24 protein-coding genes are annotated in these 23495 nt (G+C 59.0%); 17 read left to right on the forward strand and 7 right to left on the reverse strand.

The features are described from left to right. Nucleotides 1-22 precede the first annotated feature (22 nt). From GQF00_RS10225 to GQF00_RS10235, 3 genes are all read left to right on the forward strand, one after another. Nucleotides 23-658, forward strand: a complete 636-nt coding sequence (locus GQF00_RS10225) for a thiol:disulfide interchange protein DsbA/DsbL (protein WP_161319043.1) — start codon at nucleotides 23-25, stop codon at nucleotides 656-658. Between the two features lie 3 nt (nucleotides 659-661). Beyond that, a complete protein-coding gene (locus GQF00_RS10230) occupies nucleotides 662-1564 on the forward strand; it encodes an endonuclease/exonuclease/phosphatase family protein (RefSeq protein ID WP_161319044.1) in 903 nt (300 codons plus the stop codon). 194 nt (nucleotides 1565-1758) lie between these two features. Continuing rightward, nucleotides 1759-2295: an NUDIX hydrolase gene (locus GQF00_RS10235; protein WP_161319045.1), complete on the forward strand. Its 537-nt coding sequence runs from the start codon at nucleotides 1759-1761 to the stop codon at nucleotides 2293-2295. Here the strand turns inward: GQF00_RS10235 and GQF00_RS10240 are convergent. After that, a complete protein-coding gene (locus GQF00_RS10240; RefSeq protein ID WP_161319046.1) occupies nucleotides 2234-3433 on the reverse strand; it encodes a helix-turn-helix transcriptional regulator in 1200 nt (399 codons plus the stop codon). The two genes, GQF00_RS10235 and GQF00_RS10240, sit on opposite strands and share 62 nt — an antisense overlap. Before the next feature lie 119 nt (nucleotides 3434-3552). Between GQF00_RS10240 and GQF00_RS10245 the strand changes: the two genes are divergently transcribed. Beyond that, the gene (locus GQF00_RS10245; RefSeq protein WP_161319047.1) at nucleotides 3553-4314 is read left to right on the forward strand and encodes an alpha/beta fold hydrolase; all 762 of its coding nucleotides are present in this window, start codon (nucleotides 3553-3555) and stop codon (nucleotides 4312-4314) included. A 52-nt stretch (nucleotides 4315-4366) separates the two neighbouring features. Here GQF00_RS10245 and GQF00_RS10250 read toward each other — a convergent pair whose 3' ends face one another. Beyond that, a complete protein-coding gene (locus tag GQF00_RS10250; protein ID WP_161319048.1) occupies nucleotides 4367-5719 on the reverse strand; it encodes a deoxyguanosinetriphosphate triphosphohydrolase in 1353 nt (450 codons plus the stop codon). A 129-nt stretch (nucleotides 5720-5848) separates the two neighbouring features. Between GQF00_RS10250 and GQF00_RS10255 the strand changes: the two genes are divergently transcribed. Both GQF00_RS10255 and GQF00_RS10260 read left to right on the forward strand, forming a co-directional pair. Next, nucleotides 5849-6520, forward strand: coding sequence for a type 1 glutamine amidotransferase domain-containing protein (locus GQF00_RS10255; RefSeq protein ID WP_161319049.1), 672 nt, complete (start codon nucleotides 5849-5851; stop codon nucleotides 6518-6520). A gap of 49 nt (nucleotides 6521-6569) precedes the next feature. Next, nucleotides 6570-7052, forward strand: coding sequence for a glutathione peroxidase (locus GQF00_RS10260; protein ID WP_161319050.1), 483 nt, complete (start codon nucleotides 6570-6572; stop codon nucleotides 7050-7052). 258 nt (nucleotides 7053-7310) lie between these two features. Here the strand turns inward: GQF00_RS10260 and GQF00_RS10265 are convergent, their stop codons facing one another. The 4 genes from GQF00_RS10265 to GQF00_RS10280 all read right to left on the reverse strand — a co-directional run bounded on the left by GQF00_RS10265 (nucleotide 7311) and on the right by GQF00_RS10280 (nucleotide 9518). Further along, entirely contained in the window at nucleotides 7311-7736 is a 426-nt protein-coding gene (locus GQF00_RS10265) for a DUF6691 family protein (RefSeq protein ID WP_161319051.1), read from the reverse strand. Then, nucleotides 7736-8173, reverse strand: coding sequence for a YeeE/YedE family protein (locus tag GQF00_RS10270; RefSeq protein ID WP_161319052.1), 438 nt, complete (start codon nucleotides 8171-8173; stop codon nucleotides 7736-7738). Before GQF00_RS10270 ends, GQF00_RS10265 begins: the two co-directional genes overlap by 1 nt. Further along, entirely contained in the window at nucleotides 8173-8508 is a 336-nt protein-coding gene (locus GQF00_RS10275; protein ID WP_161319053.1) for a metalloregulator ArsR/SmtB family transcription factor, read from the reverse strand. Before GQF00_RS10275 ends, GQF00_RS10270 begins: the two co-directional genes overlap by 1 nt. A 338-nt stretch (nucleotides 8509-8846) precedes the next feature. Next, nucleotides 8847-9518 carry a hemolysin III family protein gene (locus tag GQF00_RS10280; protein ID WP_161319054.1) on the reverse strand — a complete coding sequence of 224 codons (672 nt, stop codon included), beginning with the start codon at nucleotides 9516-9518 and terminating at the stop codon, nucleotides 8847-8849. Nucleotides 9519-10149: 631 nt separating this feature from the next. On the opposite strand from GQF00_RS10280, the gene GQF00_RS10285 reads away from it, so the two are divergent. The 10 genes from GQF00_RS10285 (at nucleotide 10150) to GQF00_RS10325 (ending at nucleotide 21961) form a co-directional block, all read left to right on the forward strand. Next, the gene (locus tag GQF00_RS10285) at nucleotides 10150-11217 is read left to right on the forward strand and encodes an efflux RND transporter periplasmic adaptor subunit (protein ID WP_161319055.1); all 1068 of its coding nucleotides are present in this window, start codon (nucleotides 10150-10152) and stop codon (nucleotides 11215-11217) included. Nucleotides 11218-11220: 3 nt separating this feature from the next. Continuing rightward, nucleotides 11221-14289 carry an efflux RND transporter permease subunit gene (locus GQF00_RS10290; RefSeq protein ID WP_161319226.1) on the forward strand — a complete coding sequence of 1023 codons (3069 nt, stop codon included), beginning with the start codon at nucleotides 11221-11223 and terminating at the stop codon, nucleotides 14287-14289. A 342-nt stretch (nucleotides 14290-14631) separates the two neighbouring features. After that, nucleotides 14632-15306 (forward strand): thermostable hemolysin, encoded by a 675-nt coding sequence (locus GQF00_RS10295; RefSeq protein ID WP_161319056.1) that lies wholly within the window; start codon nucleotides 14632-14634, stop codon nucleotides 15304-15306. After that, on the forward strand, nucleotides 15290-16708 hold the full coding sequence (locus tag GQF00_RS10300; protein ID WP_202560442.1) for an AMP-binding protein: 1419 nt from the start codon (nucleotides 15290-15292) through the stop codon (nucleotides 16706-16708). Before GQF00_RS10295 ends, GQF00_RS10300 begins: the two co-directional genes overlap by 17 nt. An 11-nt stretch (nucleotides 16709-16719) precedes the next feature. Then, entirely contained in the window at nucleotides 16720-17397 is a 678-nt protein-coding gene (locus tag GQF00_RS16620; RefSeq protein WP_202560443.1) for a TenA family transcriptional regulator, read from the forward strand. Continuing rightward, nucleotides 17381-18169 (forward strand): SDR family oxidoreductase, encoded by a 789-nt coding sequence (locus GQF00_RS10305; protein ID WP_161319057.1) that lies wholly within the window; start codon nucleotides 17381-17383, stop codon nucleotides 18167-18169. The genes GQF00_RS16620 and GQF00_RS10305 overlap by 17 nt, the downstream gene beginning before the upstream one ends. Nucleotides 18170-18171: 2 nt before the next feature. Continuing rightward, nucleotides 18172-18804: a tetratricopeptide repeat protein gene (locus GQF00_RS10310; protein ID WP_161319058.1), complete on the forward strand. Its 633-nt coding sequence runs from the start codon at nucleotides 18172-18174 to the stop codon at nucleotides 18802-18804. A 313-nt stretch (nucleotides 18805-19117) separates the two neighbouring features. Further along, a complete protein-coding gene (locus GQF00_RS10315) occupies nucleotides 19118-20098 on the forward strand; it encodes a calcium/sodium antiporter (RefSeq protein WP_161319059.1) in 981 nt (326 codons plus the stop codon). 16 nt (nucleotides 20099-20114) lie between these two features. Next, nucleotides 20115-21221 (forward strand): AI-2E family transporter, encoded by a 1107-nt coding sequence (locus tag GQF00_RS10320; RefSeq protein ID WP_161319060.1) that lies wholly within the window; start codon nucleotides 20115-20117, stop codon nucleotides 21219-21221. Between the two features lie 2 nt (nucleotides 21222-21223). Continuing rightward, nucleotides 21224-21961, forward strand: coding sequence for a DUF4397 domain-containing protein (locus GQF00_RS10325; protein WP_161319061.1), 738 nt, complete (start codon nucleotides 21224-21226; stop codon nucleotides 21959-21961). 125 nt (nucleotides 21962-22086) lie between these two features. Here the strand turns inward: GQF00_RS10325 and GQF00_RS10330 are convergent, their stop codons facing one another. Next, nucleotides 22087-23037, reverse strand: a complete 951-nt coding sequence (locus GQF00_RS10330; RefSeq protein WP_161319062.1) for a pirin family protein — start codon at nucleotides 23035-23037, stop codon at nucleotides 22087-22089. Between the two features lie 155 nt (nucleotides 23038-23192). Here GQF00_RS10330 and GQF00_RS10335 point away from each other — a divergent pair, with 155 nt between their 5' ends. Next, the gene (locus tag GQF00_RS10335) at nucleotides 23193-23474 is read left to right on the forward strand and encodes a pyrimidine/purine nucleoside phosphorylase (RefSeq protein WP_161319063.1); all 282 of its coding nucleotides are present in this window, start codon (nucleotides 23193-23195) and stop codon (nucleotides 23472-23474) included. Nucleotides 23475-23495: the final 21 nt, after the last annotated feature.

Here is a 23495-nt window from a genome sequence, read left to right on the forward strand (position 1 = left end):
TAACAAGAAAGGAGAGGATTCCATGCTTCGCATTGTGACGGCCTTGCTGCTGACCCTGGGGCTGGCCACGACGGCCTGCGCTGAAGAACAACATTCCCGCTTTGCGCTGGATACCCACTACAAGATCCTGGATGTGCAGGGCACGGTGGATGATCCGAGCAAGGTGGAAGTCCGCGAATTCTTTTCTTACGGCTGTCCGCACTGCTACTCCCTGGAGCCAGCGGTGGATAACTGGCTGAAGGAAAAGCCGGAATTCATCAATTATGTGCGTACGCCGGTACTGTTCCTGCGTAATGCCGAACCCATGGCCCGTGCCTACTATGTAGAAGAAGCGCTGGGCAAGGTGGACGAGATCCACGCGCCGCTGTTTGACGCCATTCACAAGCATCGTGAGCCGCTGTTCAGCGAGCCAGCCCTGGCCAATTTCTTCCGTAAGTACGGGGTGGAGCCGGAGCAGTTCAGCAAGTTGTACAGTTCCTTTGGTGTGTCCACCAAGATCCGTCAGGCGGATGCCCTGAGCCGTGATTACAAGATTCCGGGCGTGCCCAACTTCGTGGTGAACGGCAAGTACCTGGTGCTGCGCCAGAACCTGAAGAACAATGACGAGCTGTTCCAGGTGATCGAATACCTGGCCAACAAGGAAAAGACTGACGGCTAAGCGATGCTGCTGGACAAGGCCCGTACAGCTTACCGTGACTGGAAGGCCCGCCCCGCGGGCTTTTCCTTTGCTCGCGAAGGAGTAAGAAAAACCCGCCAGACCCGTGAAGTGGTGTTGCCTGACAACACCCTCAAACTGGTCAGTTTCAATATCCAGGCGGGGATCGGTTCGCAGAAATTTGGCGACTATATTACCGGCAGCTGGAAGCATCTGGTTGCCCATCCCCGCAGTGTGGAAAACATCGAGCAGATCGCCGAAGTGATCAGCCACTTCGATGTGGTGGGCCTGCAGGAAGTGGATGGCGGCAGCCTGCGTTCACGGAACATGAACCAGCTGGTGCGGCTGGCCTCGCTGGGTGATTTTGCCTTCTGGCACCAGCAGCTGAACCGCAACCTGGGTCGCCTGGGCCAGTTCAGTAATGGTTTTCTCAGCCGTCTGCAGCCCTATGAAGTGACGGATCATCGCCTGCCGGGGCTGCCTGGCCGTGGCGCGATCGTGATCAAGTACGGGCACCCGATTCAGCCCCTGGTGGTGGTGGTGGCTCACCTGGCGTTGGGTGAGAAGATCCGCAATACCCAACTGGCCTATCTCTATCGTCTGCTGCGTGAGTACAAGTACGTAGTGATGATGGGGGATTTCAATTGCCGGCTGGAGCATCTGGATGCCTCACCCCTGTCCGAACTGGGGCTGGGTACAGTGATGGCAGAGAACCTCAATACCTACCCCAGCTGGGCGCCGGATCGTCATATCGACCATATCCTGCTTTCGCCAGGGCTGACCAGTCAGCACACCCGCGTGCTGGAAGACTGCAAGCTGTCGGATCATCTGCCGCTGGCCACGGAAATCATCGTCCCGGACGATGTGATCTCGGCCACCCTGGAACACCGGCTGCCGCTAATCAATTAAGAATGAATAGTTAATAATGAATAGCTGCGCGGTTGGGTGTTTGTGTCTTTTTTAGTCTAAGCGCCGCGTACAAGCTGCGAGGCGCGGACATCACTGCAAGCAAAACCACCAACCTTGCTCGTGTGTTATTAATTCTTAACTATTCATTATTCATTCGTCCCACCACCGTCATGATTATCTGGCAGGCTACGATCATGAACCTTCGCCGCCTCCTCATCGCTACACTGCTTCTGTTGTCCGCGTTTGCGGCCATGGCAGACTGCCCCCGTGTGCCAGGGGAGGAGGATGACCGCCGGGCCAATGCAGGATGCCTGATCGTTGAAGATGGTCGGGTGTTACTGCTCACGCATCGCTGGGGCGGCAAGCTGGGAGTGCCGGGTGGGACGCTGGAAGAAGGTGAGCTGGCACAGTGCACGGCCTGGCGCGAAACCGCTGAAGAGACCGGCCTGCCGGTGACGGTGGGTGGGCGGCTGGCAGTGATGAGCAACGGCTTTCATCTCTACCGCTGTCATCTGCAGCAGCCGGTGGATACCAGCGAACCCGTGCCGGTGCCCCGCTCCGGGCGCACCGAAGTGTCGGCTATCGGGTGGTATCCGCTGTCGTCGTTGAGCAAGGATCGCTGGCGTTTCTACTACCAGTTCGATCAGTTTGTGGCGCTGGCAGAACAGGTTATGCGGAGCGCGACAGCTGCAACGGCGAGCGACGCCAGTGACGGACAGCCGGAGAAGTAAGCACTTCCTTGGCCAGTTCGCTCTGGCGAGTGGTGCCGGTCTTTAAGAAGACATTTTTCAGTTGGGTGCGCACGGTATGAACGGAAAGCTTGTAGGCCTCCGCCACTTGCTGCGGGCCCATGCCCCGGCTGATGCCGGCGGCCACCCGGGATTCCGCCTCGGATAGACCGTAAAGCTGGATCAGGCAATCGAGATCAATGTAGACCTCGGTGCGAGGGTCCTGAAAGTAAAGGATCGCCAAAGGCTGGCGGGTACCGCTGTACTGCTGCGAAAGCGGATTGCCTCGCAGCGGGCTGACCAGGCAACGAACCCCCTGATTTGCGGATAGCATCAGCGTAATGACACCGCCCGGTCCGAAACGGCTATCGCCGTCAGGGCGAGTCACTTCGTTGAGCAGGCGCAGAAGCTCCGAGTGCTGGCGTGGGTCCTGAAAACTGAGCAGATGGTTGCTGATGCAGACCTGGGGCAGCTCCTGCAGCAGATCGGCAGCCTCGGCGGAAAGGTGGATGATCTTGCCGTTGCGGTCTGCCAGCGCGAAGGGCTGGGCCTGAATTTCCAGCGTTTGTTCCAGCGCCATGCGGGTTTGATCCAGAGCGCTGACCTGAGTCTGTAACCGCAGGGCGCGTCGCACATGCATCACCAGCTCATTGATGCGATCGGTTTCATCGCGCTGGTAATGGCCTTGCCCCTGGGTGCGTTGAATCAGTAGCTGAACCGTTTGTTGCTCGTCCTGCCAGACGGTGCCGCAGACGCCGTGGTGGATGTCTTGCTGAGCGGCCCAGTCATTGAAGAATTCGGTCTGGTAAAACTGCTTTTGTCCGCAGGTAAAATCCAGATAGGAGGAATACAGCTGACCGGGTGCCTTGAGCTTGAGTTCCGGTCGCCAGGGGCAGGTATTCACAAAATGGGACACGTAGGCCTGATGATCGGCGTCGTCGATATTACGTTTGATGCTGGATTGCACAGACTCGGCGGCGCGATCCATGACCAGCATTCTGGCCGAACGGGAACCGGTCGCCTCGATCAGCTGATCAAGAAACCTGGGCCAGGCATCCGGATTGCACGGCGCGTCATAGAGCGTATCCAGCAATGACTCGTGCGCCTTCCCCTGCAATCCCTTAAGCGCAGAAGATGTCATGTTGGTCTTGTTGTTCCCCTGAGTGACTCTTAAGGTACCCAATTGTTGGGTGTATTTGAAGCAAGTGGCATTTTTGGCGGTGACAGCAAAGATAACCAAAAAAACGAAGGGGTAGGTGCATGGGGGCGTTGCAATGGCGGTTGGCGGATGGTCAGGCCTTGCCGGTGACCCGGGCGGGGCAGGGTGAGCAGGTTGTTGTCTTGATTCATGGCTGGACATGCCAGCGTAAGCACTGGCAATGGTTGCTGGCCAATCCGCCCGCAGGCTATACCTTGCTGGCCGTGGACCTGCCCGGCCATGGTGAGGCCCGGGACGTGACGGTGCCGGCCTGGACGGTTGTTGCCCTGGCGGATTGTCTGGCTGACGCTCTCAAGGATATCGACAACCCCATCCTGGCAGGGCATTCCATGGGCGGTGCCGTGGCGCTGGAGCTGGCTCGCCGCAAGTCTGTGAAGGGTGTGGTGCTGGTGGATACCTTCGTGATTCCCTATGGGGATCTGGACGAGGACGGCGCCAGGGGGGTGGAAAGTGCCTTCTATGACGATTTCCCTGCGGCCATCGACAGCCTGGTAGCCAATAACGCTGGCCCGGATTTGCCGGCGGATCAGAAAGCAGCATTGGCCCGGGATATGGCGTCAGCGCCCGCCGAAGCCATGTTGCCGTTATGGTCCGACCTGCTGCGCTGGTCCCCGGAGGCCGCATTCAGTGAAATCACCTGCCCCGTGCATGCCATCAACGGTGACCTGATCGGCGATGTGGCCAGGGCGCGTTGTGAGGGGCATGTCACCGAGTGGCTTCAGCCGGGCACCTGGCACTTCCCGCAGATGGAGCAGCCGGACATTTTTGCCGGGTTGTTTGGCAGGGTGCTTCACCAGCTTTGATGCTGAAATCCTGCCGGGTACCCCACGCCCGGCAGGCCATGTCGGGCTATTTTCAGTACCGCGTTTCCGCCATTCCCGAAAACTGTTTGGCCAGATACGTCGCGTAGTTGTCAGTCATCCCGGCGAGAAAATCCAGTGCCCGCATGATGCATTGATAAATTCTTTCCTGCTCCGGCAGTTGTTCGAGATCTTCCGGAAAACTGTGCCGGCCGATCAGGTCGATGATGCGTTCGTGACGGTAATTTTTTGCGCTGTTGCAGGCGTGGGAAACTGCCGCTTCGATGAGCCCATCCAGCAGGGCGCCCATGACTTCAAAGGCGCCAATTTCCAGTTCGATTTTTCTCGGATGCTCAAACACTTTTGAGCGCGCCAGCTGCTTGGCATTTTCTACCACATCGCGCACCGCCGGTTCGCAGTGGCTGATGAGATCCCCTTCCATGCGCCCTTGCAGCAAGCGTTCGTGGTTGGCCACAAAGGCTTCCACGCCGGCCTCGATAAATCGCTCGATAATCTTGCCGCGTAGCAGTGCGGCCTTGCGCCCGTCGCGCAGGTCGGAATGAATCAGTTCGCTCACTTCCCTGGTGTCAGGTAACGCCGGTTGCAGCAGGGCATAGACTTCATCCCAGTGCAGCAGGTCCATTTCCAGGCCGTCTTCCAGATCAATAATGGCGTAGCAGAAGTCGTCGGCGGCCTCCATCAGGTAGGCCAGCGGATGGCGACTGAAGCGCCCGGCCGCTTGTTCCAGCAGGCCGGTGGCGTTGGCGACTTCACGGAAGGCTGCCGCTTCTGACACGAAGGCGCTGTATTTGCCAGGCTTGCTACTGGCCAAGCCCGCATCCGCGGATAGCCAGGGGTATTTCAGGAAGGTGGCCAGGGTGGCGTAGGTGAGGCGCATGCCATCATCGTATTGGTGGTATTCGCTCTTGGTGAGAATGCGAAACCCCTGGGCATTCCCTTCAAAAAAAGTCAGGTCGCTTTGCTGGTGTTCAGGGAGCAGATCCAGGAAGCGTTGCCCCCGTTCCTGAAACCAGGCACGAATGGCGCGCTCGCCAGTATGGCCGAACGGCGGGTTGCCGATGTCATGGGCCAGACAGGCAGATTGGACAATGTCGCCAAAGTCGGTGGCGCTGACGGATTCCGGCAGCAGGTGTTTTGACTGCAGGCGCTCACCGGCACGAATGCCCAGGGTGCGCCCCACGCAGGAGACTTCCAGCGAGTGAGTCAGACGATTGTGGACGTGGTCGTTGGTGGCCAGCGGGTGGACCTGGGTCTTGCGGGCCAGGCGTCGAAAGGCGCCGGAAAAAATGATCTTGTCATGATCACGCAGAAAGGCGGTGCGCCCGCTTTCGTCTTTTGCATCGCGCCCGCCAAGGCGGGTCTTGCTCAATAGCTGTTGCCAGTCCATGAAATCCGGTCCAGGGTTGATATTGCCGCTGCAAGTACCCACGGTTGGTTCACAGCATGTTGCCATGGCTTGTGCTGTGATGAACAGGCTGCATCCCCGTTGAATTCTATGACGTTTCGGGAGGAGAGAATGAAACTGGACAATCCGTTGTTAATGCTTGTGACCAGTGCCTCGCAAATGGGGCAGGGTCAGCAGACCGGCCTCTGGCTGGAAGAGTTTGCTGTGCCGTACCTGGCTTTTCGTGAGCAGGGCATTCCGCTGGTAGTTGCCAGCCCCCGGGGTGGCAAGATTCCGGTGGATCCCAATTCCATTCCCGACGACGATCAGAAAGAGGCCTGGGTCGAAGCCATTGCGGCATTACAGGACACCAGGGTACTGGAAACCGTCTGGGAAGACGCTTTTGCCGGTGTCTTTGTCCCGGGTGGCCATGGTGCCATGTTCGACATGCCGGATAATCCTCTTGTGGCTGCGGTCATGGAGCGCACCTGGAATCGTGGCGGTCTGCTGGCCGCGGTCTGTCACGGGCCGGCGGCGCTGGTCGGGTTGCGCAATGAAGACGGCACTCCGCTGGTACAGAACCGCACCGTGGCGTGTTTCACCAATGATGAAGAGCGCGAAGTGGGCCTCGACGAGGTGATGCCCTTCCTGCTGGCAAACCGCTTGGAAGAGCTGGGCGCGACGCTTGATCTGGCGGACAAGTTTGTGGCGCATACAGTCAGTGATGGAAAACTGGTGACCGGCCAGAATCCGCAATCCAGTGCGGCGGTGGCACAGGCTGTTATAGCCGCGCTGTCAGCATAATTCAGAGTAATCGTGGCCTGCGGGCCACCACTAAGGACATGGAGTGATAATGGGGATTTACGATTTTTCTGCCACCACCCTGAGCGGTGATGAGAAGAGCCTGGCGGAGTTCAAGGGCAAGGTCATGCTGATTGTGAACACGGCCAGCAAGTGTGGCTTTACCCCACAATTCGAGGGCCTGGAAGGGCTCTACGATGATCTCAAGGACAAGGGGCTGGAAATTCTCGGTTTCCCCTGCAATCAGTTCGGCAAACAGGAACCCGGTGCCGCCGATGAGATCGGTGCGTTCTGCCAGAAAAATTATGGCGTCAGCTTCACCATGTTCGACAAGATTGATGTGAACGGTGATGGCGCCCACCCACTGTATAACTTCCTCAAGAAGGAAGCCCCAGGCGTGTTGGGCAGCAAGGGTATCAAGTGGAACTTCACCAAGTTTCTGGTGAACAAGGACGGCAAGGTGATGAAGCGCTATGCCCCCACCGACAAGCCTGAAGCGATTCGCAAGGATATTGAAAAACTGCTGAACGCCTGATGCCCGACGCTTGCTCCGCCCTGTGATCAGGCTGTAGGAGTTTCCTTCCAGGGGACGAAGACGAACCTGACGCTATAAGATGGCTAAACGGTCTTGGCCGCTTCGCCGCTCAGGGTCGGTCGCTCTTCGATTGATTCCGCGCTCCGTGCGGTTCGTCCCTCAAGAGGAACGCCTACAGTTCCTCCGATGACTCAGTTGCCTGTGCGCGGGCAAAGCGTTTCAGAACCTTCATGCCTTGCCCGCGCCTTGTAGCTGTCTTTACGCGCTCTTGCGCTTTTCCAGCATTTCAAAGATCACCATGCCGCAGAGCATGGCGGCCACGAACACCACGGCCTTCAGGCTGCCGGTGCCCAGTGCTACCAGTGCCGGGCCCGGGCAGAAGCCGGCCAGCCCCCAGCCGACTCCAAATCCCAACGCCCCCAGCACCAGGCGCTTGTCCAGCTTGCGGTTGGTGGGCACCTGAAAGCTGGCGCTGAACAGGGGGGCGGTGCGGTGGCGAGTCAGATAAAACCCGATGGCCGATACCGGAATGGCGCCGCCCATCACCAGGGCCAGGGATGGATCCCAGTTACCTGCGATGTCGAGAAAGGCAAGTACCTTGGCCGGATTGGCCATGCCCGCCAACAGCAGGCCAAGGCCGAAGATCAGTCCGGCCACAAATGCCGTGATATGACTGCGATGCATTACACACCTCCGAGAAGATGGCGAACCACGAAGACAGTGACGAAGCCGCTGCCCATGAAGGCGGCGGTGGCTACCAGTGAGCGGGGTGACAGACGGGACATACCGCATACGCCATGGCCGCTGGTGCAGCCGGCCCCATAGCGGGTGCTGATCCCGACCACCAGACCGGCCACAATCAATAGCGGGATGTCTGCATCAATGATCATCGGTGGCAGGGTGCCCATCAGTGCCCACGCGGTGGGGGCGATGAGCATGCCGAGGATAAAGGCGATGCGCCAGCCGCGGTCCAGCGGGGCCGGGCGCAGCAGTCCGCCAACAATGCCACTGATGCCGGCAATGCGGCCATTGGTGTGCAACAGCCACAGGGCGGCCAGGCCGATGAGGGCGCCTCCGGCCAGTGAGGCCCAGGGGGTAAAGGCATTCCAGTCGATGGTCATCAGGACGCTCCGCAGAATTGCTCGTAAAGGGTGTGCAGAATGGCCAGCGCCCGAGGGTCGGCCACCCGGTAAAACATGTGCTTGCCGTCCCGGCGTCCCTCAATCAGGCCTTCCCGGCGCAGTACGCCGATCTGTTGGGAAAGCGAGGGCTGGTGCAGATCAGCCAGTATTTCCAGTTCGCTGACACTGCGCTCGCTGCCATCAGCCATTTGGCACAGCAGCATCAGGCGATCCGGATGGGACAATGCCTTGAGCATCTGGCTGGCGTCACTGGCGTTGGCACGGAGGCTTTCCGCATCGGGTAACAGGGATGAGTTTGCAGCTACATTATTCATAATTTAATAATGTATATTGTTGTGCAGGATTTGGCAAGGGGGGGGCGCTCATGCGACAGAATGCGGGCGAGGCCGCAGGCAGCAGAGGAGCTGTTCCCGGGCTGCTGTAGGAGCGAGCCTGCTCGCGATCCGAGCCTTGGCGAGGTAATAAAGTTTCGAGTTACGAGAAGCGAGTTTCGAAAATCACAAGCCTGCTGGCTGGAGGCGAGCCTTAGGGTTTTGCCTTTCGTTACTCGTAACCCGAAACGACCACCTCGCTTAGGCTCGGATCGCGGTCGAACGACCGCTCCTACGGCGGGGTATAGCGAGTGTTTTACCGATGCAGAAAGGCGCTGAATTCACACCACCGGCGCCATATACGGCAGTACCCCGTAATACATGGCCAGGAAGTGGCAGACGCTGCCACCGACCACGAAAAGGTGCCAGATGGCATGGTTGAAGGGGATGATCTTGTCGGCGAGATAGAAGATCACGCCCACGGTATAGGTAATGCCGCCAGCCAGTACCAGCCAGAAACCGGCGTCGTTGAGCTTGGTGGTCAGCTCTCCGGAGGCGAACAGGATCAGCCAGCCCATGGCCAGGTAAATGCCCACCCGCAGCAGCTTGAAGCGGTGTCCGTAAAGTGCTTTCAGGGCAATGCCGGTAACCGCCAGGGCCCAGATGACAGCGAACAGGATCCAGCCGGTCTGGCCGCGCAGGTTCACCAGCAGGAAGGGGGTATAGGTGCCGGCAATCAGGCCGTAGATGGCGCAATGATCCAGCATCTTGAAGGCGGCACGGAGTTTCGGGCTGCGGCTGCTGTGATACAGGGTGCTGGCACTGTAGAGAAGGATCAGGCTGGCACCGAAGATGCTGAAGCCGACAATTTTCCAGGGGTCGCCCTGCAGGCTGGCGGCCACGATCAGGACCACAGTGCCGACGATGCTGAGAACAGCGCCAATGCCATGAGTCAGGCCGTTAAGCCATTCCTCGTGGTGGGAATAGGGCACCTCGTGGGTATCGCTGGACATGGTGTTCCTCTTGTCTCTGCACCGGGAGCCGAACAGGGCTGAATGATTCTGCATCATGCCGAGCGGGCGGAGAGACTGTAAAGCGCCAAATCGGACAACTTTGAGGTTCTGCGGCCGTGGCAACCGAAATCCGGCTCGGGATAGGCGAGGGCAATGGCGTGCATAGAACAATTCAACTTCAGGCTTGAATCGCTGCAGCCTATGCTTTTCCTGTGGCCGGGATCCCCCTCCCGGCACCTCCTCAACGCGCCACTTCCCCGGTGGCGGGTTCGCAAAACTTCCCCTTGGCCGACTTCCTGTTGGCCTTTTTTTTGTGCCCATGGCTCCACAAACCGGCATGCCTCATGCAAACCGTCAGAGAGGCGTATTGTGGGAGCATGCCTGCACGCGAATGGCCCCTCGCGACAGACACCCTGACCGGGCGACTGCAGTAACCGGGGTGTTATGCCGGTAACCGGACGTCACCGATTCGTGCCATTTACGACCTTTCCCGTGTCGGTTTGGACGCATGTCCCGAGTAAACAAAGACAGGCGCGACGTTGCAGGCGACAATACTGTCTTTATGAAGCGGCTTCACGAGCGAGTTGCGAGTGGCGCTTCATGGACATCTTGATTCGTTTGGGAGAGCGAAATGCAACGTGTGTGGGCGGTGCTTGGGTTGTCATTGGCATTGGTGGGGTGTGGAGATTCGCCGCAGGATGCGGCGCCCATGACGCAGCCGGTGAAACTGTATACCGTGGACAGCATGGCGGAAGGCCGGCTGCGTCACTACCCCGGCAAGGTGGTGGCCACCGAAGGGTCCGAGCTGGCCTTCCGGGTGTCTGGCCAGCTGGAGCAGTTGGCGGTGCGCGCGGGTGAAGAGGTGGACAAGGGGCAGCTGCTGGCGGCGCTGGATCCGGCGGATTTTCGCAATCAGCTGGCCGATCGCCAGGCCCAGTATGATCTCGCTAACAGCCAGTACCAGCGCAGCATCAGCCTGCATGAGCGCGGCGTGATTTCCGAGGCCCAGTTCGACGAGATCAAGGCCAAGCGGCGCCAGGCCCAGGCGGCCCTGAGCCTGGCCCGGGACAACGTGACCTATACCCGCATCAAGGCGCCCTACGCCGGCACCGTGGCACGTACCTATGTGGAGAACTATCAGTTTGTGCAGGCCAAGGAGCCGATCCTTTACCTGCAGGGCAACAAGGATATCGATATCGAGTTCGCGGTGTCCGAGCGTTTCTTTACCAACCTGCGCAAGGATGGTGAGGACTACCAGCCTGAGCTGCGTTTCGAGGGGGCCCCGGACAGGGTGTTCAAGGCCAGCTACAAGGAACACGAAGCCAGTGCCGATGACCGCACCCAGACCTACATCATCACCCTGACCATGCCCAACCCGGAAGGTATCTTCGTGCTGCCGGGCATGAGTGTGGATGTGGCCATCGACCTGAGCCAGATCATGCGTGAAGCCACCACCTGGCCCCAGGTGCCGGTGGAAGCGGTGTTTCACCGGGATGGGGCAGAAGGTGCCTGGGTGTGGCGTTACCAGCCGCAGGAAAGCACGGTGGAGGCAGTGTCGGTGACCCTCGGCCAGGTTATCGGTGACGGGGTGGAAATTACCGCTGGCCTGGATGCCGGCGACCGCATTGTCAGCGCCGGTGTTCATCACCTTGAAGAAGGCCAGCAAGTTCGCGAACTGGTGAAAGAGCGGGGCCTGTAAGTGATGAACATCGCTGAGTACAGCATTCGCCACAAGGTGGTGAGCTGGCTGTTCACGCTGATTCTGCTGGTGGGCGGGGCGGTGAGTTTTACCCGTCTGGGCCAGCTGGAAGATCCGGAATTCACCCTCAAGATTGCCATGGTCATTACCCAGTATCCGGGGGCCTCGCCGCGGCAGGTGGAAGAGGAGGTGACCCTGCCGGTGGAGGAAGCGATCCAGAGCCTGGCCTATGTGAAAACGGTGACTTCGATCTCCAGCAGCGGGCTGTCCCAGGTGCAGGTGGAAATCAAGCCGGAGTATCGCTCCGGTCAGCTCAAACAGATCTGGGATGAGCTGCGCCACAAGATGACCGACCTGCAGGGCCAACTGCCGCCGGGGGCGGGCACCATCCAGGTGCTGGATGATTTCGGTGATGTGTATGGCATCCTGCTGGCCATTACCGGTGACGGTTACAGCTACCAGGACATGCAGGATTATGCTGACTTCCTGCGCCGTGAGCTGGTGCTGGTGAAGGGTGTGGGCAAGGTGGTGGTAGGCGGCCAGCGCCAGGAGCAGGTGCTGGTGGAAATCTCCCGTACCCGGCTGGCGTCTCTTGGGATCAGCCCGGAGCGCATCTTCGGTCTGCTGCAGACCCAGAATACGGTGAACCCGGCGGGCAAGGTGCGGGTGGGGGACGAGTACATCCGCATCTATCCCACTGGCGAGTTTCCCACCGTCCAGGCCATGGGCAATCTGCTGATTTCCGATCCCGGTGCCGACGAGCTGGTCTACCTGCGTGATGTGGCCACCATCGAGCGCGGTTATGCGGAAGTGCCTGGCCACCTGTATCGCTTCAATGGCGGCCCGGCGCTGACCCTGGGGGTATCGTTTGCCTCCGGGGTGAACGTGGTGGACGTGGGCGCGCTGGTGGACCAGCGTCTGGAGGAACTGGAATACCAGAGGCCGGTGGGGATGGATCTGGCCACGGTCTATAACCAGCCCAACGAAGTGGACAAGTCGGTGAGCGCCTTCATGCTCAATCTGGGTGAGGCGGTGGCCATCGTTATCGCCGTGTTGCTGGTGTTCATGGGGGTGCGTTCCGGGCTGCTGATGGGCGGGGTGCTGCTGCTCACTATTCTTGGCACCTTTATCCTCATGAAAGTCATGGCCATCGACCTGCAACGGATTTCCCTGGGCGCGCTGATCATTGCCCTTGGCATGCTGGTGGACAATGCCATCGTGGTGACCGAGGGCATCCTGGTGGGCATGAAGCGCGGCTTGTCCAAGCTGGAGGCTGCGTCGGAGATTGTGCGCCAGACCCTCTGGCCACTGCTGGGCGCCACGGTGATCGCCATCATGGCGTTTGCGCCTATCGGTCTTTCCGATGATTCCACCGGTGAATACACCAACAGCCTGTTCTGGGTGTTGCTGATTTCACTGCTGCTCAGTTGGGTCACGGCCATTACCCTGGTGCCGTTCTTTGCCGCTCTGTTTTTCAGCGACAAGGATGTGGGCGGGACCGATGGCCAGGGCGATGATCCCTATAAGGGGCGTATCTTTGTGGTGTATCGCCGCATGCTGGATCGGGCTATCCGGCATCGGGTGCTGACGATGTCCGGCATGGCCGTATTGATGGTGGTTGCGCTGGTGGGCTTCGGCTTCGTCAAGCAGGCGTTCTTCCCGCCGTCCAATACGCCCATGTATCTGGTGGATTACTGGCTGCCCCAGGGCAGCGATATCCGTGCCACCCGGGAATCCGTGGCGAAACTGGAAGCCTCGCTGATGGAGATGGAGAGCGTGACCCAGGTGACCACCACCATTGGGCGTGGTGCCGAGCGTTTCATGCTGCCCTATGCGCCGGAAAAAAGTTATCCCAGCTATGCCCAGCTGATTGTGCAGGTAAGTGACCGGGAGCGGATCGACACCGCCCTGGAAGAGACCCGTACCCTGATTCGCGAACAGCACCTGCAAGCCTTTGCCAAGGTGAAACGGCTGATGATCGGCCCGAGCCCGGCGGCCTCCATCGAGGCCCGCTTCAGCGGCTCGGACCCGGCTACCCTGCGTGAGCTTGGCCTCAAGGCCCAGGCGATCATGGAGGCGGATGGTGCTCTGGAAAGCATTCGGCATGACTGGCGACAGCAGGAAAAAGTGATCCGGCCACAGTTTCAGGAGGCCCAGGCGCGCCGGGCCGGTATCAGCCGGGAAGACCTGGACAATACCCTGGCGCTGGATTTCAGTGGTCGCACGGTGGGGTTGTATCGCGATGGCAGCAAGCTGTTGCCCATCGTGGCACGGCCGCCGGATGATGAGCGGCTTGGTGCCAACAACCTGAATGATGTGCAGGTATGGTCGCCGGTGTACGCCACCTATATTCCCATTAGCCAGGTGGTATCGGGTTTTTCCACTGAGTGGGAAAACGCGCTGATCATGCGCCGCGATCGCAAGCGCACCCTCACGGTACAGGCGGAGCCAGATGTGCTCGGCGATGAAACTGCCGACCATGTACTGCGTCGCATCCGCCCGCAGATCGAAGCGCTGGAACTGCCGCCGGGCTATGCCCTGAGTTGGGGGGGCGAATATGAAGCGTCCCGGGATGCCCAGGCGGCAGTGTTCGGCAGCCTGCCGCTGGGGTATCTGTTCATGTTCATCATTACCATGTTGCTGTTCGATTCCCTGCGTCAGCCGCTGGTGATCTGGGCCACGGTGCCATTGGCCATTATCGGCGTGACCCTTGGGCTGCTGTTGCTCAATTCCCCGTTCGGTTTCATGGCTTTACTGGGTTTTCTGAGTCTGTCCGGCATGCTGGTGAAAAACGGCATCGTGCTGGTGGAGCAGATCAAGCTGGAAATGAACGAGCGGGAACCCCTGGACGCGGTAGTGCATGCTTCCGTGTCGCGGGTGCGACCGGTATGCATGGCGGCGATCACCACCGTGCTGGGTATGGTGCCGCTGTTGTTTGATGCGTTTTTCGAATCCATGGCAGTGGTAATCATGTTCGGCCTGGGTTTCGCGACTATTCTGACGCTGGTGGTGGTGCCGGTGTTGTACACGCTGGCGTATGGCATCAAGGCCAATGTAAGAGTTGAAAGTTAGAAAGTGCAGGGGACAAGGTTATGATTTTCAGAACGCGCCTTCGTCTCCTTCGCTAAACATGTCGAGTCTTCTGCAGACCAAATTGCCTTCTGCCTGGCATTTATTAAGCTTTCTTAAGAAAAGTCTGAGCGGTGCATATGTCGTTCATGGGCTGAAAAAAGTTTGAATTTTGAAAGCCGTTTATCCGACAGTGAATGGCGCAGTGTGATTTTTTCGAAGGAAATTCACACTGTTATCGATATTGTATAAAAGTTCCAGATATCGAAAAAAATATAACCCGAAAGTGTTAAGTAACCGTTAAGGGTTGAAAGCCTACCGTGTTCCTGTCAACGGAGCACAACCATGAATCCTCAAACCCATTTCTTAATCAATCCCGGCAATGTGCCGCTGTCGCCATTATCACTGCATGGGGAGACCCTGTTCCCGCAATGGGTCAGTGGCACACACCAGCGTTATAGGGAAGCCTGCCATTTCATTCGCCGATATTATCGAGTCGTGTTCGGTGCACGGATCAATGTGAAGGCAAAAAATCTGGTGGTGCTTTTTGATGAACAGCATCGTTTGCGCGCGGCGGTAGGGCTGATTCCGGCGGAGCAGGGTGAACTGTTTCTGGAAGCCTATTTAAGTGCGCCCATTGAGAAGGTGCTGGTTGCCCGGACCCGACGCTCGATTCGTCGTCAGGAGATCATGAAAGTGGGCAGTCTGGCGGCGGACGGTTCTGGCGCCGGTCGGTTGTTGTTTGTGGCGCTTACCGAGGCGCTGCATGCCCTGCGCAGAGACTGGATTGTTTTCACAGGCACTTCCCAGGTGCGCACCATGTTTTCCCGGCTGGGGTTGTCGCCAGTGGCGCTGGCCAGTGCTGATCCACAACGGTTGGGTGATGATGCGGAAAAATGGGGCCGCTATTACGATCATGCTCCCACGATCATGTATGGCCATGTCCCGCCGGGTCATCAGGTATTAAAAGCCAATGGCTGGTTCAAGCAGGGAGGGCGCCAGTATGACGTGGTTGCTTGATACTTTGACCCGGCATGCCCTTCACCAGCCGAATGTTATTGCGCTGGAAGATGAGCAGCAGCAACTGAGTTATCGCACCCTGTTGATGGCGGTGGATGCCATGACGGCGAGGCTCAAACGCAAGGGGGCTACCTGCCTGGCCTTGCATGGCGATAACAGTGTGGCCTGGGTGATTGCCGACCTGGCGGGCCAGCAGGCGCACTGTGTGGTGGTACCCGTCCCAACCTTTTTCTCCCGTCAGCAGGTGGATCACCTGTATCGCTCAGCCGGTGTGGATGTCATTTACCATGCCGATACGGACAGGCTGAAGACCCGTGAGGCTGCGGCAGTGGTACTGCCGGATGCGTGCAGCAAGATTACCTTCACCTCCGGGAGTACCGGTCAGCCGAAAGGAGTTTGCCTTACCGCTGCCCAGCAACGCAGTACCGTGGTGGCACTGGCGCAACGCGTCTCTCGCCATGCCGGTGACCGGCATCTGTGTGTGTTGCCCCTGGCAACCTTGCTGGAGAATGTGGCCGGTGTGTACCTGCCCCTGTACCTGGGTGCCACGGTGGTGTTGCGTGGCTGCGCTGCGCTGGGCTTTACAGGCAGCTCGCAGATCAATCCATTGTTGTTGTTCCGCACGCTGAATACTACGCGCCCGCAAAGCCTGATTCTGGTGCCTGAATTGCTGCGCCTGTTGGTGTTGATGGCCGAAAAGTCCCTGCCGGTGCCGGACAGCCTCCGCTTTATCGCCGTGGGTGGTGGCAAGGTGGATCCCACGCTGGTGGAGCGCGCCCATGCTAGCGGTCTGCCGGCCTACGAGGGGTATGGCCTGTCCGAGTCTGGGTCGGTGGTGTCGCTGAATGTACCCGGAGACAACCGTCCCGGTTGTGCCGGCAAGCCGCTGTCTCATGTGCAGGTAAGCATTTCCGATCATGGCGAGATCCAGGTGAGGGGCTCGTTGATGGCCGGGTATCTGGGTGATGAACACGCTCCGTCATGCTGGGACACGGGGGATCTCGGCGTGATCGATAACGAAGGTTTTTTGCGTGTCAGTGGTCGCCGCAAAAACCTGTTGATCAGTTCCTATGGCCGCAACATCAATCCCGAGTGGGTGGAGTCTGCCTGCCAGGCGGAGGATGCCCTGCATACCGTCGTGGTGTTCGGCGATGGTGAAGCGAACCTGTCGGCGGTGATGGTGCCCATGCCAGGTGCCACGAGAGAAAAAGTGGCGGCCGCGGTTAGCCGCGTCAATGAGACTCTTCCCGACTATGCCCGCATTCATCACTGGGTCCTGGCCGAAGAGGGCTTCTCAGCCGCTGACGGTCTGGCTACTGCTAACGGGCGTCCGCGTCGCGATGCCATTTTCAACGTCTACCACTCAGCTCTGCAGGATGCAGAGCGCTGTGTCAGTCATTAATGAGGTGAACCATGTTTTTTGACACTTTACAGCAAGATACCAGCCAGGCACGTAACCATGTTTTGGGCGCGCCGATTATGAGTGCGGTCCCGCAGGGGCGCTTTGATCTGGAGAGTTATGCCTACTTTCTCACTCAGGCCTACCACCACGTGAAACATACCGTACCGCTGATGATGGCCTGCGGTGCCCGATTGCCGGAGCGACTGGAGTGGGTGCGTGAAGCGCTGGTGGAATATATCGAAGAGGAATACGGCCACCAGGAATGGATTCTCGATGATCTTGCCGCCTTGGGCCATGACGCGGAGGCCGTGCGCCATGGTCGCCCGGACTTGCCCATCGAAATGATGGTGGCCTGGTTATATGACGCCATTGAACGCGGAAATCCCATGGCTTTTTTCGGCATGGTCAATGTGCTTGAAGGTACCAGCATCGCACTGGCGACACCGCTTGCCATGCAAGTTCATAAGCAGCTGGGGTTACCCAAGAAGGCCTTTTCCTACCTGCTTTCCCATGGTGCCCTTGATCAGGAGCACTACCAGTTTTTCCAGTCATTGATGAATCGTATTGATCAACCGGAAGACCAGCAGGCAGTGATCCATGCGAGTCAAGTCGTGTATCGACTGTATGGCGACATGCTGCACAACATTCCGTTGCTCAAGGAGGATGAGGCTCATGTCAACGTTGCGTAATCAGACCTGGTTGTTGCTGGGCGCCAGCGGCGGTATCGGTCGGGCCATCCTGGCTGGATTGCTGGAGCGTGGTGCCCGGGTACTGGTGGCTGGACGTCACCCCGAGGCTCTCGCCGATCAGTTTGCTGGCGACCAGGTCGTGCCGGTCAGGCTGGATCTGAACAGCGAGCAGTTGGGAATGTCCCTGCAAGATTTGATCACCACCCAGGGATTGCCGGACGGCGTGATTCACTGTGCCGGTATCAACCAGTTTGGCGCCATGGAGGCCAGCACGGATTCACTGTTGAGCAATATGCTGAATGTAAACCTGCGCAGCCCCATGGTGCTGGCCCGGGAACTGGTCCCGGCCATGCGTGAACGCGGCGCGGGCAGTCTGGTCTTTGTCGGTTCCACGTTCGGCAGCATCGGGTTTCCCGGATACAGCGCGTACTGCGCCAGCAAGTTCGGTCTGCGCGGTTTTGTGGAAGCGCTGCGCCGGGAGCTGGCAGACAGTCCGCTGGCCATTCTTTATATGGCGCCCCGTGCGACTTGCACCGCCATGAATGATGCCCAGGTCAATGCCATGAACAAGGATCTTGGCAATCACATGGATTCTCCGGAACGGGTAGCCAGTGCGATTTTTCGTGCCATGGACCGGGGGAATGCCAGTCTTTACCTCGGATGGCCGGAAAAACTCTTTGTTCGTATCAATGCGCTGTGGCCCCGTCTGGTAGACCGTGCCCTGCGCAAGCAACTTCCCGTTATTCAGCAATATCTGCACAAAGGAGCGTAGTCATGAAAGCGATCACTATGATGTTGATGGCGCTGGCCATGATGTTCTCTTCGGTGGTTCGCGCCGCCTCCCTGGATGACGAGATTCTTGCCATTCAGCATGAGTGGGCGCATATCCAGTACCAGCTGCCCGAAGACGAGCGAGAAGATGCCTTCGAAAAACTGGAGGCGAAAGCGGATCAGTTGGTGCGTGCTAATCCGCAACGGGCCGAACCGCATATCTGGGACGGCATTGTGCTGAGTACCTGGGCGGGTGCTTCCGGTGGCCTTGGCGCACTGGGGCTGGTCAAGCGGGCCCGTCGCCAGTTTGAAAAGGCCATCGATATCGATCCAGCCAGCCTGGAAGGCTCTGCGCTGACCTCGCTGGGCAGCCTCTATTATCAGGTGCCGGGCTGGCCTATCGGGTTCGGTGATGACGACAAGGCAGAAAACCTGCTCAGTCGCGCACTGGTGATCAACCCGGAGGGAATAGACAGCAATTACTTTTATGCCGATTACCTGCTCGATCAGGGCAACAAGGCCGGTGCTCGTCAGTATTTCGAAAAAGCCCTCAAAGCCCCCGACCGTCCGAACCGCCCGTTGGCAGATGAAGGACGGCGCAAGGAGATTCAGGCCAAGCTGGCGGGAATGAGTTAAACAGCAGCCACAAGCCTCAAGCTGCAAGCTACAAGGCGCGGGCCAGGGTGGAGCGGCACGGCTCAGTCTCTGCCCGCAAACCTTGTTGGTGAATGGTTTGGGCACAGAGAGCACCCACAGATTTGGCCGCCCTTCGCATCGATGTTGATCTTCGAAACTCGTACCTCGCGAAACCTCCTTCATCTGTCCCTCCCCGATTCCCACTCGCCTTGTAGCTTGCAGCTTGAGGCTTGTAGCGGATGCTTCTGCCCCTCCTCTCTGCCACAATGTGCCAGCCTTGCCCCTAAGCTGAGAGAAAATCCGAGGAGTACCGATGTTGCTGGCTATTGCCGCCGTGATTGGCGGTCTGATTCTGCTGGTGTGGAGTGCGGACAAATTTGTGGATGGTGCCGCTGGCACGGCGGCCCACGCGGGTATGCCGCCGCTGTTGATCGGTATGCTGATTGTGGGTTTCGGCACCTCCGCTCCGGAAATGGTGGTGTCGGCACTGGCGGCGATGGAGGGTAACCCTTCTCTGGCGCTGGGGAATGCCTACGGTTCCAATATTTCCAATATCGCCCTGATCCTGGGTGTGGTGGCCGTGATCAGCCCGATTGCCATCAACTCTGCAGTGTTGCGCAAGGAACTGCCGGTACTCACCGTGATCACCCTGCTGGCGGGTTACCAGCTGATGGATGGCCATATCTCGCGGCTGGACGCCTGGATTCTTATCGGTCTGCTGGCGGCGCTGATGGGGTGGTCAATCTATGCGGCCATGAGCGGCAAGGGGGATGTGCTGGGTGGTGAAGTGGAAACCGATTTGGCGGAACATCCACTGCCCCTGAAGGCGTCCTTGTTCTGGCTGGTAGTCGGACTGATCCTGCTGGTGGTGAGCTCGCGGGCGCTGGTGTGGGGCGCGGTGTTCATTGCCCAGTCGCTGGGTGTCAGTGATCTGATCATCGGTCTCACCATTGTGGCCATCGGGACATCGCTGCCGGAGTTGGCCTCCAGCATCGCCGCGGTACGCAAGAACGAGCACGATATCGCCTTTGGCAACGTGATAGGCTCGAACCTGTTCAATACGCTGGCCGTGGTCGGTATTGCCGGCGCTATCAGCCCCATGGCGGTGGAGCAGGATGTGCTGCTGCGCGACTGGTCTTTGATGACTGGTCTGACCCTGGCGCTGTTCGTCATGGGCTACGGTCTGTGGGGGCGCAAGGGGCAGGTGACGCGGGGCAATGGTATTGGCCTGTTGATTGTCTACGTGGCTTATATGGCGTATCTGGGCAGCACGGTCATCAAGGCTGCAGTCTGAGGGGAAGAGAAACCGTATGGATACAGGGAAGTCGGAAGCGCTGGAACAGCGCGCTTTTTTGCTGGCGCTGATTGGCGTCAGCCTGGTATTTGCCTTGCTGTTGAAGCCTTTCTGGGCGCCGGTGTTCTGGGCCTGTGCCATTGGCGTGATCTTCTATCCGTTCCAGAAGCGCCTGCTGGCGCGCTGGCCGGCGCGGCGCAATCTGGTCGCGCTGCTGACCCTGACCCTGTGCGTGGTGCTGGTGATCATTCCGGTGCTGTTTGTGGCCACGTCCTTTGTGACCCAGGGGGTGGGGCTGTTCCAGCAGGTGCAGAGTGGCGAGATCAATCTGGCCGAGTATGTGGACAAGATCAAACATGCCTTCCCGGGCATTCAGTCTCTGGCCGAACGCTTTGATATTGATCTGGATCGGGTCAAGTCCCAGGCCGTACAGGCCTTTACCGGCGCTGGCCAGTTCCTGGCCAAACGGGCACTGGCGGTGGGCCAGAACACTTTCCAGTTCTTTCTGAATCTGGGCCTGATGCTGTATCTGGCCTTCTTCCTGATTCGCGATGGCGACAACATGATTGCCATGCTGATCCGTGCCTTGCCGCTGGGCGACGAGCGCGAAAAGCTGCTGTTTGCCAAGTTTGCCGAAGTGACCCGCGCCACCATCAAGGGCAACCTGCTGGTGGCCATTACCCAGGGGGCGCTGGGCGGGCTGATCTTCTGGATTCTGGGCATTCCCGGCGCCATGCTGTGGGGCGTGGTGATGGCGGTGCTGTCTCTGATTCCGGCGGTGGGCGCTGGCCTGATCTGGCTGCCCGTGGCCGTTTACCTCTATGCCGTGGGTGATATGGTAGAGGCGACGGTGCTGTTGCTTTACGGCATATTCATCATCGGTCTGGTAGATAATATCCTGCGGCCCATTCTGGTTGGGCGGGACACCAAGCTGCCTGACTATGTGGTGCTGTTTTCCACCCTGGGCGGCCTGGCCATGTTCGGTATCACCGGCTTTGCCCTGGGGCCGTTGCTGGCGGCCCTGTTTGTGGCCTTCTGGGGCATTTTTATCCGTGAATTCAACGAGAGTGAACCCGCCGCGCTGCTGGAGCAGCCCGGGGAGGCGAGCTCCGGGAGTGAGTGACCATGGTGTTTCTGCGCATGGTAATGGCGGCTTCCATCGCCGGCCTGTCGGCCTTTGGCTGCGATGAAAATGAAGACGGTGAACTGTTCGGTGACAGCACCCGGCTGTATTTCCATAACCAGATGACGCAGACCACCGGTGGCAGCAGCAGCGATGTGAACGTGGACCTGTTTGTGGATGATCTGAGCACCCCGCTGGTGGATGATCGGGGTTACACGGAAACGGGCAGCGTCAGCAGTGATTCCATCGAGCTGGATGACGACAGTGAAACCATTGCGTTTGATGTGCGCGGCAGCGCCTCCGGCAGCAGCCTGATCAGCGGGCCGATCAACAAGACCCTGGTGGCAGGCAGCCGATATACCGTGGTGCTCATGGGGGACACCACCCTGGGCAACCAGCAACTGGAAACCTTTCGCTATCAGGACGTGGATGTGGCCAGTGGTCAGATTCGGGTCCGCTTCATCAATACCCTCTCCCGTCTGTCCGGCGACGAACTTTCCGTGTCGGTGCCTGGCGGTCAGCAGCTGGTTTCCGGCCTGGAGTATTCGGATGGCAGCAGCTATGTCTCCCTGTCCTCTGGCAGTACCCTGCAGGTGGACGTGAACAACCAGACCCAGGGGGTGATCATCGACACGGTAAGCTGTTCAGTCAGCAGTGGCCGCAGCTATGACGCCATTATCGCCTACACCCGCTTTGACAGTGCTGACGACCAGATTTCACTTTATTGTCAGCCGTACTAACAGCTGCAAGTTACAAGCTACAAGCTGCAAGGAAGATCAAAGTCAAAATCACAAGCTGGCGCTTTTTGCAGGAGCCTGCCTGCAGGCGAAAAGCGTCAGGCTTCGGGCCGCAAGCGTTCAACTTCCTACCCTTTCAGGCGCACCTGCGGATCCAGGGTTGGTGCCTTGAGCGGCTTGCCCGGGTAGAGGGGTACGTCAGCAAAGCGCTCATTGGGCCAGGCGTCCCAGTCAGCCAGGGCCTGTTCCAGACGGGCCTGATCCCGGCCAACGAAATTCCACCACAGCAGCACCGGCTGTTTCAGCGGCTCACCGCCCAGCAACATCACCCGACTGCCTGGTTCCAGTTCCAGCACCAGTTGCTCGCGGCCCTGACCCAGGTAATAGAGTTCACCTGCCGCCAGCGCATGGCCCTCCAGGCTGGCGCTGCCCTCGTTGATGCAAAGGCCCAGTTCAAACCCGGCGGGAACCGGCAGGCTCAGGGTGCCGCCGTCAGCGGCTTCAATGTCAGCGCCAACCAGCGGAGAAAAGACCGTAGCCGGGGATTGCTTGCCGTCCAGTTCGCCGACCACCAGCGTGATGTGAATGCCCTCCTGCTCCCAGCGGGGCAGATCGGTGTGGTGGGCAAAGGCAGGGGCGGTGTCTTCATGCTCTGCGGGTAGCGCAATCCAGAATTGCAGGCCATGCATGGGGTCACTGAAGCCGGGTGGGCTTTCTTCGGAGTGACAGATGCCGTAGCCGGCGGTCATCAGATTCAGCTGGCCGGGCTCGATGATCTGCTCGTAGCCCAGGCTGTCCTTGTGCAGCAAGGCGCCTTCAAACAGCCAGGTCACGGTCTGCAAGCCGGTGTGAGGATGGGTGCCCACGTCCACGGCGTTGGCCGGGTTCAGGGTGGTTGGACCGATATGATCCAGAAAGCACCAGGGGCCGATCAGGCGTTGATCACTGCTTGGCAAATGACGAATGATGGGCAGGCCGCTGCCGAGTATGCTTTTTCGGGAGGTCACCGCCTTGAGGGTTGGCTTGCCGGCGAGGTTGGGGCAGTCAACTACTTCACCGTTGTCATCCTGGTTGCTCATGCCCGTCTCCCCGGCTGGTTTGTACTTCGAGTATGCCGGCCGGGAACGCTATTGGCCAACCGTAGCTAGTCGCGGCAAACTGCACAAAAAAAGAGCGTCTTCCGGCGGCTTTTGGCATACTCGCGCCTCTTAATTCTTCCTGCGGAGACCCGACCATGTTCAAGGTCAACGAATACTTCGATGCCAAGGTGGCATCCATCGCTTTCCAGACTGAAACCAAGCCGGCCACCGTGGGTGTGATGGCTCCGGGTGACTACGAGTTTGGCACCAGTGAGCATGAGACCATGACCGTGGTCAGCGGTGCTCTGACCATCAAACTGCCTGGCGCTGCCGACTGGCAGACATTTGCCGCCGGTGAAACCTTTGAGGTGGAAGCCAACTGCAAGTTTCAGGTTAAGGTTGCTGTAGATACGGCGTATCTGTGCCTGTACGGCTGATCACAGAATAATAAAGACAAG

This window comes from Alcanivorax sp. DP30, assembly GCF_009882945.1.
Lineage (GTDB): Bacteria > Pseudomonadota > Gammaproteobacteria > Pseudomonadales > Alcanivoracaceae > Alcanivorax.

Coding starts and splice junctions, on each gene's coding strand:
- GQF00_RS10320 (WP_161319060.1), top strand. CDS start 20,115: ATGGATACAGGGAAGTCGGAAGCGCTGGAACAGCGCGCTTTTTTGCTG.
- GQF00_RS10315 (WP_161319059.1), top strand. CDS start 19,118: ATGTTGCTGGCTATTGCCGCCGTGATTGGCGGTCTGATTCTGCTGGTG.
- GQF00_RS10270 (WP_161319052.1), bottom strand. CDS start 8,173: ATGACCATCGACTGGAATGCCTTTACCCCCTGGGCCTCACTGGCCGGA.
- GQF00_RS10310 (WP_161319058.1), top strand. CDS start 18,172: ATGAAAGCGATCACTATGATGTTGATGGCGCTGGCCATGATGTTCTCT.
- GQF00_RS10285 (WP_161319055.1), top strand. CDS start 10,150: ATGCAACGTGTGTGGGCGGTGCTTGGGTTGTCATTGGCATTGGTGGGG.
- GQF00_RS10245 (WP_161319047.1), top strand. CDS start 3,553: ATGGGGGCGTTGCAATGGCGGTTGGCGGATGGTCAGGCCTTGCCGGTG.
- GQF00_RS10300 (WP_202560442.1), top strand. CDS start 15,290: ATGACGTGGTTGCTTGATACTTTGACCCGGCATGCCCTTCACCAGCCG.
- GQF00_RS10225 (WP_161319043.1), top strand. CDS start 23: ATGCTTCGCATTGTGACGGCCTTGCTGCTGACCCTGGGGCTGGCCACG.
- GQF00_RS10250 (WP_161319048.1), bottom strand. CDS start 5,719: ATGGACTGGCAACAGCTATTGAGCAAGACCCGCCTTGGCGGGCGCGAT.
- GQF00_RS10260 (WP_161319050.1), top strand. CDS start 6,570: ATGGGGATTTACGATTTTTCTGCCACCACCCTGAGCGGTGATGAGAAG.
- GQF00_RS10295 (WP_161319056.1), top strand. CDS start 14,632: ATGAATCCTCAAACCCATTTCTTAATCAATCCCGGCAATGTGCCGCTG.
- GQF00_RS10275 (WP_161319053.1), bottom strand. CDS start 8,508: ATGAATAATGTAGCTGCAAACTCATCCCTGTTACCCGATGCGGAAAGC.
- GQF00_RS16620 (WP_202560443.1), top strand. CDS start 16,720: ATGTTTTTTGACACTTTACAGCAAGATACCAGCCAGGCACGTAACCAT.
- GQF00_RS10235 (WP_161319045.1), top strand. CDS start 1,759: ATGAACCTTCGCCGCCTCCTCATCGCTACACTGCTTCTGTTGTCCGCG.
- GQF00_RS10325 (WP_161319061.1), top strand. CDS start 21,224: ATGGTGTTTCTGCGCATGGTAATGGCGGCTTCCATCGCCGGCCTGTCG.
- GQF00_RS10280 (WP_161319054.1), bottom strand. CDS start 9,518: ATGTCCAGCGATACCCACGAGGTGCCCTATTCCCACCACGAGGAATGG.
- GQF00_RS10265 (WP_161319051.1), bottom strand. CDS start 7,736: ATGCATCGCAGTCATATCACGGCATTTGTGGCCGGACTGATCTTCGGC.
- GQF00_RS10255 (WP_161319049.1), top strand. CDS start 5,849: ATGAAACTGGACAATCCGTTGTTAATGCTTGTGACCAGTGCCTCGCAA.
- GQF00_RS10335 (WP_161319063.1), top strand. CDS start 23,193: ATGTTCAAGGTCAACGAATACTTCGATGCCAAGGTGGCATCCATCGCT.
- GQF00_RS10330 (WP_161319062.1), bottom strand. CDS start 23,037: ATGAGCAACCAGGATGACAACGGTGAAGTAGTTGACTGCCCCAACCTC.
- GQF00_RS10240 (WP_161319046.1), bottom strand. CDS start 3,433: ATGACATCTTCTGCGCTTAAGGGATTGCAGGGGAAGGCGCACGAGTCA.
- GQF00_RS10290 (WP_161319226.1), top strand. CDS start 11,221: ATGAACATCGCTGAGTACAGCATTCGCCACAAGGTGGTGAGCTGGCTG.
- GQF00_RS10230 (WP_161319044.1), top strand. CDS start 662: ATGCTGCTGGACAAGGCCCGTACAGCTTACCGTGACTGGAAGGCCCGC.
- GQF00_RS10305 (WP_161319057.1), top strand. CDS start 17,381: ATGTCAACGTTGCGTAATCAGACCTGGTTGTTGCTGGGCGCCAGCGGC.